Origin of the sequence: uncultured Bradyrhizobium sp. (assembly GCF_936928535.1) — a bacterium.
Classification (GTDB): Bacteria; Pseudomonadota; Alphaproteobacteria; order Rhizobiales; family Xanthobacteraceae; genus Bradyrhizobium.
This window is the reverse complement of sequence record NZ_CAKZHY010000037.1, coordinates 31,971-41,433: the sequence shown is the minus strand read 5'-3', so window position 1 is coordinate 41,433 and position 9,463 is coordinate 31,971. Positions and strand designations below refer to the sequence as shown.

General features: G+C 62.5%; 5 protein-coding genes. 4 read left to right on the top strand and 1 reads right to left on the bottom strand.

Annotated features, from left to right (window positions below; translation table 11 throughout):
* The 3 genes from Q0687_RS04895 to Q0687_RS04885 all read left to right on the top strand — a co-directional run.
* Positions 1 to 2,843 (top strand): DNA-directed RNA polymerase subunit beta' (locus Q0687_RS04895; protein WP_298872991.1); only part of this gene is annotated, 2,843 nt, incomplete at its 5' end.
* A 192-nt stretch (positions 2,844 to 3,035) separates the two neighbouring features.
* On the top strand, positions 3,036 to 5,093 hold the full coding sequence (locus tag Q0687_RS04890; RefSeq protein WP_298872989.1) for an FAD-dependent oxidoreductase: 2,058 nt from the start codon (positions 3,036 to 3,038) through the stop codon (positions 5,091 to 5,093).
* 134 nt (positions 5,094 to 5,227) lie between these two features.
* Positions 5,228 to 7,264 carry an ABC transporter ATP-binding protein gene (locus Q0687_RS04885; protein WP_298872987.1) on the top strand — a complete coding sequence of 679 codons (2,037 nt, stop codon included), beginning with the start codon at positions 5,228 to 5,230 and terminating at the stop codon, positions 7,262 to 7,264.
* Here the strand turns inward: Q0687_RS04885 and Q0687_RS04880 are convergent.
* The gene (locus Q0687_RS04880; RefSeq protein ID WP_298872985.1) at positions 7,183 to 8,430 is read right to left on the bottom strand and encodes an NAD(P)/FAD-dependent oxidoreductase; all 1,248 of its coding nucleotides are present in this window, start codon (positions 8,428 to 8,430) and stop codon (positions 7,183 to 7,185) included. The two genes, Q0687_RS04885 and Q0687_RS04880, sit on opposite strands and share 82 nt — an antisense overlap.
* A 657-nt stretch (positions 8,431 to 9,087) precedes the next feature.
* Here Q0687_RS04880 and rpsL point away from each other — a divergent pair.
* A complete protein-coding gene (gene rpsL, locus Q0687_RS04875; protein ID WP_007603006.1) occupies positions 9,088 to 9,459 on the top strand; it encodes a 30S ribosomal protein S12 in 372 nt (123 codons plus the stop codon).
* Positions 9,460 to 9,463 lie beyond the last annotated feature (4 nt).

Sequence of the window (9,463 nt, the reverse complement as noted above, 5' to 3'; positions counted from 1 at the left end):
ACCCGCTGGTCTGCTCGGCGTTCAACGCCGACTTCGACGGTGACCAGATGGCCGTGCACGTTCCGCTGTCGCTCGAAGCGCAGCTGGAAGCGCGCGTCCTGATGATGTCGACCAACAACATCCTGCATCCGGCGAACGGCCAGCCGATCATCGTGCCCTCGCAGGACATCGTGCTCGGTCTCTACTACGTCTCGATCATGCGCGAAGGCCTGCCCGGCGAGGGCAAGCTGTTCGGCGACATGGCCGAGCTCGAGCATGCCCTGCACGCGAAGGTCATCCACCTCCACACCAAGATCAAGTATCGGTGGGAAGGCATGGACGAGACCGGCAAGGTCTCCAAGCGCTGGATCGAAACCACCGCCGGCCGTGTCATGCTCGGCAATCTGCTGCCGAAGAACCCGCGCATCTCGTACGAGATCATCAACAAGCTGATGACCAAGCGCGAGATCTCGGGCGTCATCGACCAGGTCTACCGTCACTGCGGTCAGAAGGAGACTGTGATCTTCTGCGACCGCATCATGGCGCTCGGCTTCTACAATGCGTTCAAGGCCGGAATCTCGTTCGGCAAGGACGACATGGTCGTGCCGCACTCCAAGTGGAAGATCGTCGACACCACCCGTACGCTGGCGAAGGATTTCGAGCAGCAGTACAACGACGGTCTGATCACCCATGGCGAGAAGTACAACAAGGTCGTCGACGCCTGGTCTAAGGCCACGGAAGAAATCGCCAAGGCGATGATGAAGGAAATCTCCTCCACCAAGAAGACGGCGGCTGGAGCTGATGCCGACATCAACTCGATCTACATGATGGCCCACTCCGGTGCCCGTGGTTCGCCGGCCCAGATGCGCCAGCTCGCCGGCATGCGCGGCCTGATGGCCAAGCCGTCGGGTGAGATCATCGAGACGCCGATCATCTCGAACTTCAAGGAAGGCCTCTCGGTTCTCGAGTACTTCAACTCGACCCACGGCGCCCGTAAGGGTCTCGCGGATACCGCGTTGAAGACCGCGAACTCGGGCTACTTGACCCGTCGTCTGGTCGACGTCGCACAGGACTGCATCATCACGCAGTCCGATTGCGGCACCAAGCTCGGCATCAAGATGCGTGCCATCGTCGATGCCGGCACCGTGGTCGCTTCGCTGGGCTCGCGCATCCTCGGACGCACGGCCTGCGAAGACATCAAGGACGCTTCCGGCAAGGTGATCATCAAGCGCGACACGCTGATGGAAGAAAGCCATCTGGACGCCATCCAGCAGGGTGGTGTGCAGGAGGTGAAGATCCGCTCGGCGCTGACCTGCGAACTCGTCAACGGCATCTGCGGCAAGTGCTACGGCCGCGATCTCGCTCGCGGTACGCCGGTCAACCACGGTGAAGCCGTCGGCGTGATCGCGGCGCAGTCGATCGGTGAGCCGGGTACCCAGCTGACCATGCGCACCTTCCACATCGGTGGTGCGGCGCAGCTCAACGAGCAGTCGTTCGTCGAAGCCAATTTCGACGGCAAGATCGTGATCCGGAACAAGGCCATCGCCCGCAACAGCGAAGGCCACCTGGTCGCGATGGTCCGCAACATGGTGATTGCGATCGTCGATGCGGACGGTACCGAGCGTGCGACGCACCGTATTCAGTACGGCGCCCGCCTGCACGTGGACGAGGGCGACATGGTCAAGCGTGGCCAGCGCATCGTCGAGTGGGATCCATACACCCGTCCGCTTCTCACCGAAGTGGAAGGCACCATCGGCTTCGAGGATCTGGTCGAAGGCCAGTCGATCTCGGAAACGCTGGACGAGGCCACCGGTATCGCCAAGCGCGTTGTCATCGACTGGCGCTCGACCCGCGGCGGCTCGGACCTGCGTCCGGCCATCGTGGTCAAGGGCAAGGACGGCAAGGTGCTCAAGCTCGCCCGTGGCGGCGATGCCCGCTACATGCTGTCGGTCGACGGCATTCTCTCGGTCGACGTCGGAGCCAAGGTCCAGGCAGGCGACATCCTCGCCCGTGTCTCGACCGAAAGCGCCAAGACGCGTGACATCACCGGCGGTCTGCCGCGGGTGGCGGAACTGTTCGAGGCACGGCGTCCGAAGGATGCTGCGATCATCGCTGAAATCGCGGGCACCATCCGGTTCGGGCGCGACTACAAGAACAAGCGTCGCATCTCGATCGAGCCGATGGACAAGACCGACGAGGCGCGCGAGTACCTGATCCCGAAGGGCAAGCACATCCACCTTCAGGACGGTGACATCGTCGAAAAGGGCGACTTCATCGTGGAAGGCAACCCGGCGCCGCACGACATCCTTGCGGTCAAGGGCATCGAGGAGCTTGCGGCCTACCTGGTCAACGAAATCCAGGAGGTCTATCGGCTTCAGGGCGTGCTCATCAACGACAAGCACATCGAGGTGATTGTCCGTCAGATGCTCCAGAAGGTGGAAGTCACCGACCAGGGCGACACGGACATGATCTCCGGCGAGCAGGTCGACAAGATCGAGTTCGACGCGCTCAACGAGAAGGCCAAGGAAGAGGGCAAGAAGCCCGCCACGGGTACGCCGGTTCTGCTCGGCATCACCAAGGCGAGCCTGCAGACCCGCTCCTTCTTCTCGGCGGCCTCGTTCCAGGAGACCACCCGCGTGCTCACGGAAGCGGCGGTCAACGGCAAGGTCGATCCGCTCGAAGGCCTCAAGGAGAACGTCATCGTCGGCCGGCTGATCCCGGCGGGCACCGGCGCCTCCATGGCGAAGATCCGCGAAGTCGCCATGAAGCGCGACAAGCTGATTTTGGACGAGCGCGAGAAGCAGGCGGCCGTTGTGTCGCCCGCGCCGGAAGCAGAGCTTCCTGCGCTGCCGCCCGCGGAATGATAGATCATCCGTAGGATTACTGAGGACAACGAAAAGGCCGGCGAAAGCCGGCCTTTTTGCTGCTTTGTTTGCCTGTTGCGATGCGGGATCAACCTTTGTTCATCTTTCCTTCAGGCGCAAAAGCGCTTCTGCTAAGGGAACTTAGACCGGTGGTCCTGTGACGGGGGCAGGGCCGGAGACCACGGAACTAACATGCTTGATCTCGCAATCGTAGGCGGTGGCCCCGGCGGGCTGATGAGCGCTTGGTACCTGAAGCGTAAGCTCGGGGACCTCTGCCGCATCACCATTTTCGAGGCCTCCGACCGGCTCGGCGGCAAGATCGTCACGCGCAAATTCGATTCCGCGCCGGCGCTGTACGAGGCCGGCGTTGCGGAGATCTATGACTACTCGATGACGGGTCCCGATCCGCTGCGCGAGCTGATCCAGCATTTCGGCCTGCAGACCATTCCGATGGACGCCGAGCAGGTGCAGTTCGGCGGCGAGCTGCTCGACGACGTCGCGGGCATGCGCCGCAAATACGGCGCCAAGACCGCCGCCGCGATCGAGGCGTTTCGCAAGCGCTGCGCCGAGGCGCTGTCGCCGGTCGAGTATTACGAGGGCGTCGGCGCGCACGACAACGAGAACCCGTGGGCCTACAAGACCGCCGAGCAGGTGCTCGACGAGGAGGTCGAGGACGAGACCGCAAAGCGCTTCTTCAAGGTGATGGCGCGCTCGGACATCGCGACCGAAAGCCACAACACCAACGGCCTCAACGCGCTGAAGAACTATCTTATGGATGTCGACGGCTATATCGGCCTCTATTCCATCCAGAACGGCAACGAGCAGTTGATCGATTGCCTGCAGTCGGAGGTTAATGCCGACATCCAGCTCAATCACCGCGTGCTCACCGTCGGCAAGGCGCCGACCGGCCGCTACCAGCTCAAGATGATGAACGGCAAGGGGCCGGAGACGCGCGACTTCGATCTCGTGCTGGTCTGCCTGCCGCATTCCTGGCTCGCCACCATGGGCTGGGAAGGCGAGCAGCTGCGCAAGTCGATGGTCAAGCACGTGTCGTATTTCGACCGTCCCGCGCACTATCTGCGCGTCTCGATTCTGTTCGACTCCCCGTTCTGGGGCGACAAGATTCCCGGCGCCTGGTTCATGTCGGAAGCTTTCGGCGGCTGCTGCGTCTACAACGAGGGCGCGCGCCACGACGTCGGCAAGCATGGTGTCTTGAACTGGCTCATTCCCGGCTCCGATGCGCTCGCGTTCGCCAATCTGTCTGACCAGGAGCTGATCGACGCCGCCGTGAAATCGCTGCCGGCCTCGCTGGGCGATGCGCGTGCGCATTTCATGGAAGGCAAGATCCACCGCTGGCTGTCGTCGGTGAATGCGATCCCGGGTGGTCTACCGGTGCGCGATGTCATGACCAATCACCGGCCCGAGCCGAAGGAGCATCCCGGCATCGTCGTGGTCGGCGACTATCTGTTCGACTCCACGTTGAACGGTCTGCTCGACTCCTCGGACGCGGCGACCGACATCATCCTGACCGAGATGATGCGGCTGCGCCGCGAGCGTGCGCAGGAAGAAGGCGAGCCGATCTCCGACAAGATCGATCGCGACTATTTCGAGAGTTACCGCGGCCTCGGTCCCTATAGCGAGGCGTGGAAGCAATTCACCGACCCAGACTATCTCACAAAACTGATCGGGATCGTCTGGGGCAGGGCCAAGGGCGCAAAACTCCTGGTGGCGGGCTCCGCCAGCGGCGAGCTGGTCGGCGCGTTGCGCGATCGCGGCATCGATGCCTGGGGCATCGAGAACAATCGCGCCATCCACGCCAAGACGCCGAAGGCTCTGAAGAAGTACAACAAGCTCGGCTCGATCACCGACATGCCGTTCAAGGACGGCAGCTTCGACTTCGTGTTCGAGACCAGCCTCTGCCACGTTGCTCCGAAGCAGGTGGTCCGCGCGATCCGCGAGTTTAACCGCGTGGTCAAGACCGGCCTCGTGTTCGGTTCTGTGACCTCGGACATGGCCTCCGCCGTGATCGACCGCTACGACCTCTTGCGCGGGGTCAAGAAGCTCGGCACCTGGTGGGAATGGTCCGAGCTGTTCTTCGGTAACGGCTTCGATCTGTCGATGCATCGCAAGGATTGCACCGACGCGCTCTGGACCGCGACGCTCGCCGCCAACAAGGGCCCGGGCCAGTGGTATGCCGACGCCGACAGCTTGCGCTATTCCTTCTTCGACAAGGTCGAGGACGACGACTAGCATCACGGGGCGGATGAAAATCGCCAATTGCTTTGCCGAATTCATCCTGATCGCATAGAATCGGTGCAAATAGCGGCTTCCGCTATTTTCTGCTTTCTCTGCGGTCATGCCGGCCGTCAGCATCGGTTGGTTTCATGGCGTCCAGGCCTCTCTCTCCCGACAAACAGAAGCTCGCCGCGCAAGAGGCGGCCGAGCTCGACGACAAGCTCGCCTCCAGCGCCAAGCCGGATCTCGAGGACGACGAGGACGACGAAGACGAGGATGATGACGAGGACGAGCTAGAGCTCGACGACGACGATGATGACGAGGATCTCGTCGTCTTTACCGCACGCGAAGCCGCCGGCGCGCTCGCGACCATCCTGGGTTTCGTCAAGCCTTTCCTGTCCAACTACAAGCGCATCCTGGGCTATGTGGCGTTCGGCGTTCTCGTCGAGACGCTGTTCAACGTCATCATGCCGCTCAGCCTGAAGTTCCTGATCGACGACGCGCTCGGCGAGGAGGATTTCCAGGCACTGTACAAGATCCTCGGCGTGCTCGCGGTCGCCGGCATCTTCACCTCGATCGTCGCGGTCTGGTACGAGCGCTGGGACGCGCGGCTGGCCGCCTGCGTCATCTCCGATGTCCGCAAGCGCCTGTTCGAGCACGTTCAGGACCTGCCGGCTGCCTATTTCGGCCGCACCAAACGCGGCGAGATTCTGTCGCGCTTCTCGGTCGACCTGTCGGCCTTCGAAGGCTCGGTCAAGTCTTTCGCCAACAGCGCCGCGCTGCCGTTTCTGGAATTGATCGCGGGCATCATCCTGATGCTGTTCCTGAACTGGCAGCTCGCAGTCGTTGCGCTGTTGGTGTTTCCGATCACGCTGATCGGCCCGCGCATCCTGACGCCGAAGGCGGTGCAGGCCAATTACGAGCAGAAGCTGAACGAAAGCGCATTGCTCGGCATGGTGCAGGAGAACGTGGCGGCGCAGGCCGTGATCAAGGCGTTCAGCCTGCAGCGCAAGATGTTCGGCTTCTTCACCTTCCGCAACGACGCGGCACGCAACAGGATCGCGGCCGCCGGGTTCCTGTCGACGATGGTGGAGCGCACCGTCACCATCTCGGTGCTGTTGCTGCATCTCGTCGTCCTTGCGATCGGCGCCTATCTCGCGACCAAGGGCCAGATCACCATCGGCACCTTCGTCACCTTCGAGAGCGCGTTCTGGGAGGTCTCCTACAACATCGCTCATGTGATGCACTTCATCCCGGTGTCGATCTCCTCGGCCGCCGCGATTCGGCACATGCAGGAGTTGCTGGATCAGCCCACCCGCGGTGCCGATCGTCCGGGCGCGCCGGATCTGCCGCGCATCACTCACGACATCACCTTCGACCACGTGACGTTCCAGTACGAGGGCGCGCAGACGCCGGTGCTGGACAATCTCAGCCTCAAGCTCAATGCCGGCAAGCGCATCGCCATCGTCGGCCCCTCGGGCTCCGGCAAGAGCACGCTGTTGAACCTGATCTTGCGCCTCTACGTGCCGGACGAAGGCCGCGTCACCATCGACGGCGTCGACGTCCGCAAGGTGACACTGGATTCGTTGCGCCGGAGCATGGCGGTGGTGTTTCAGGAGAACATGCTCTTCAACGTGTCGATCCGCGAGAACATCCGGCTCGGCAAGGAGGGCGCGACCGACGACGAGGTGGAGGAGGCGGCCAAGAAGGCCGAGATCCACCGCTACATCATGAGCCTGCCGCAGCGCTACGACACGCCGGTCGGCGAGCGCGGCGATACGCTGTCGGGCGGTCAGCGTCAGCGCATCGCGATCGCGCGCGCCGTCATCCGCAATCCCTCCGTGCTGCTGCTGGATGAGGCGACCTCGGCACTCGACCAGACCACGGAGGCCGCGATCAACCGCACGTTGCTGAAGGTCGCCAAGGGCCGCACCATGATCTGGTCGACCCATCGCCTGACGTCGGTGGTCGAGATGGACGAGATCATCGTGATTTCAGGGGGCAGGGCGATCGAGCGCGGTTCGCATGCCGAGCTGCTCGCCAAGAACGGCACCTATCGCAAGCTGTGGAACGACCAGATCCACCAGCCGCACGGCGTGGTCGCTCAGGCCGATGACGATAGCGACGATGACGAGGACGACGAAGACCTCGACGAGGATGATGAGGACGAGGACGACGAGGAGTGACCGAGGAAGTTCGGCTCCAGATGGAGTACCCCTCCCAGCCGCCGCAATAATCCTTGGGTCGACCACGCCGTGAAGCGCGCCCAGCGCTGCGCGGTCCAGTAGGGGCTCGTCGCAATCGACACCTGGCGGAAATCGAACGCTTTTGCCGCCGACCATTCATCGCAGGCCCGCTTGACGGGATCGGCGTAGAAGGCCGCGATCTTGTTCGCATCCATCCCGTCAGACGCCAGCCATTGCGGGATGTGGACGTTGCAGAGCCGCTCGACGTCGGTGAACACCTTGTCGCAACCGGTGCCCGCGACCGGGCAGGAGGTTGCGAAGGCATCGCCCGCCAGCACCACGCCCGGCTGGTGGCTGGCATCGTTCACGTAGAGATCGACCGGGCGAATCTTAAGCTCGCCCATGATGTCGAAGGCGCCGGTGATGCGCTTGAGGCGGGGCAGGGCGGCATTCAATGTTTCCGCGGGCGCGCGGCGGAATTCGCGCAGCCAGGGATCGTCGAAGCTGCGATACACGAACAAATTGGCCCGCATCCGCGTGCCGACCGGAAACAGCGAGATGTAGGGAATACGGTCGCTCGGCCGTTCGGAGAAATAGGTCAGCGCCGGAAAGTCGAACGCATTCCGCCCGGCCGGTGCCACATCGAACCCGATCGAGATCGAATGGCACGCGCTGATGATGTTTCTGGTGATGCCAAGCTGGTGCCGCAGGCCGACGTTCAGACCGTTGGCGAACACGACCAGGCGGGCCGAAATCGTCTCATCATTGGCGAGCGCCACCCTCTGCCGCTCGGGGCTGGTCTCGACCGATACCGCTTTGGTCCAGATTCGTTCGACGGTGTCGGGAATCTCGTCGCGGATCGCGTTAACCAGGGAATCATAGAGGATGTTGAACTGCCGGCTCGGCGCCTTGTCGAGGAGACGGCCGAACCGTGCGATCCAGTTCTCGCCGGAGAACGTCGCACGGCGCAGCACCTGGTCTGCGATTCCCGTGCGCTGGAATCGCTCGACCTGGGCGTGACCGCTGAGCTTCTCGACGCGAAAATCGGCCGGATAGGTCTCATGCGGGTCGATCATGACAGCCGAAATACCGGCGCGCCCCAGCATCGCTGCGGCGGTTGAGCCGGCAAGTCCCCCGCCAATGATGGCAATATCGGTGTACCGCATGGCGCTTGTCTCTGCCGAAGGAGGCAGATTGACGCATCAAGAGGAAAAAAAGCCTTAGCGTTGGTTATAAAAGTACATTTCCTCCGGGTAAAAATTAGGCTGAGGCTGGCGGAGCAGGGGCTCCATACCCATATCCGGCATGCACCGAGCAGGCAATTTCTCAAGGTGCGAGAAGCGCTTTGTGACTGTCGTTTCGCCTTGACTTGAGCGATTCTCACTTATAGAAAGCGCCTCACTTAACGACAGGCGGTGAGCATCGCCAACGTCGGAACGGGCCACCCGTTGATCCCTCAGGGGTCACAAAGACGGGCACCAACCTCGACGAATGCCGCTCAAACGCTGTCGATAATAGCTAGGCAATGCCAGTGCGATTTTAGGTCTTTCGAGCATGTTCTCGTGAGGCCGAATTCGGATGCATGACCTCAGTGCGCGGGCCGCGGCTTTACGCTGATCGGTCTCCATACTGCGGTCCTCTGTGGCGTCGAAGCGCTTTCCACTCAGCAATGAGCGGTTGGCGCGATTTCGCTTTGTGCGGATGTTCCGCGCGAGGCGAGCCCCGTCGGGCGGGTAGCGCGACAAGAATTTGCGGTTCCGGCGACGGGCCGCGGCAAGACAGCGGATCCGCAAGGGGCCGCGATAACAAAGGGTAAGGCCAGGATGCCGACGATCAACCAGCTGATCGCTCAACCGCGTGAAGTGCAGAAGTCGCGCAAGAAGGTGCCGGCGCTGCAGCAGTCGCCGCAGAAGCGTGGCGTTTGCACGCGCGTCTACACCACGACCCCGAAGAAGCCGAACTCGGCGCTTCGTAAGGTCGCCAAGGTGCGTCTGACCAACGGTTTCGAGGTGATCGGCTACATCCCGGGTGAAGGCCATAACCTTCAGGAGCACTCGGTGGTCATGATCCGCGGCGGTCGCGTCAAGGACTTGCCCGGCGTGCGCTACCACATCCTCCGCGGCGTTCTGGATACCCAGGGCGTCAAGAACCGTAAGCAGCGTCGTTCGAAGTACGGCGCGAAGCGTCCGAAGTAAGCGG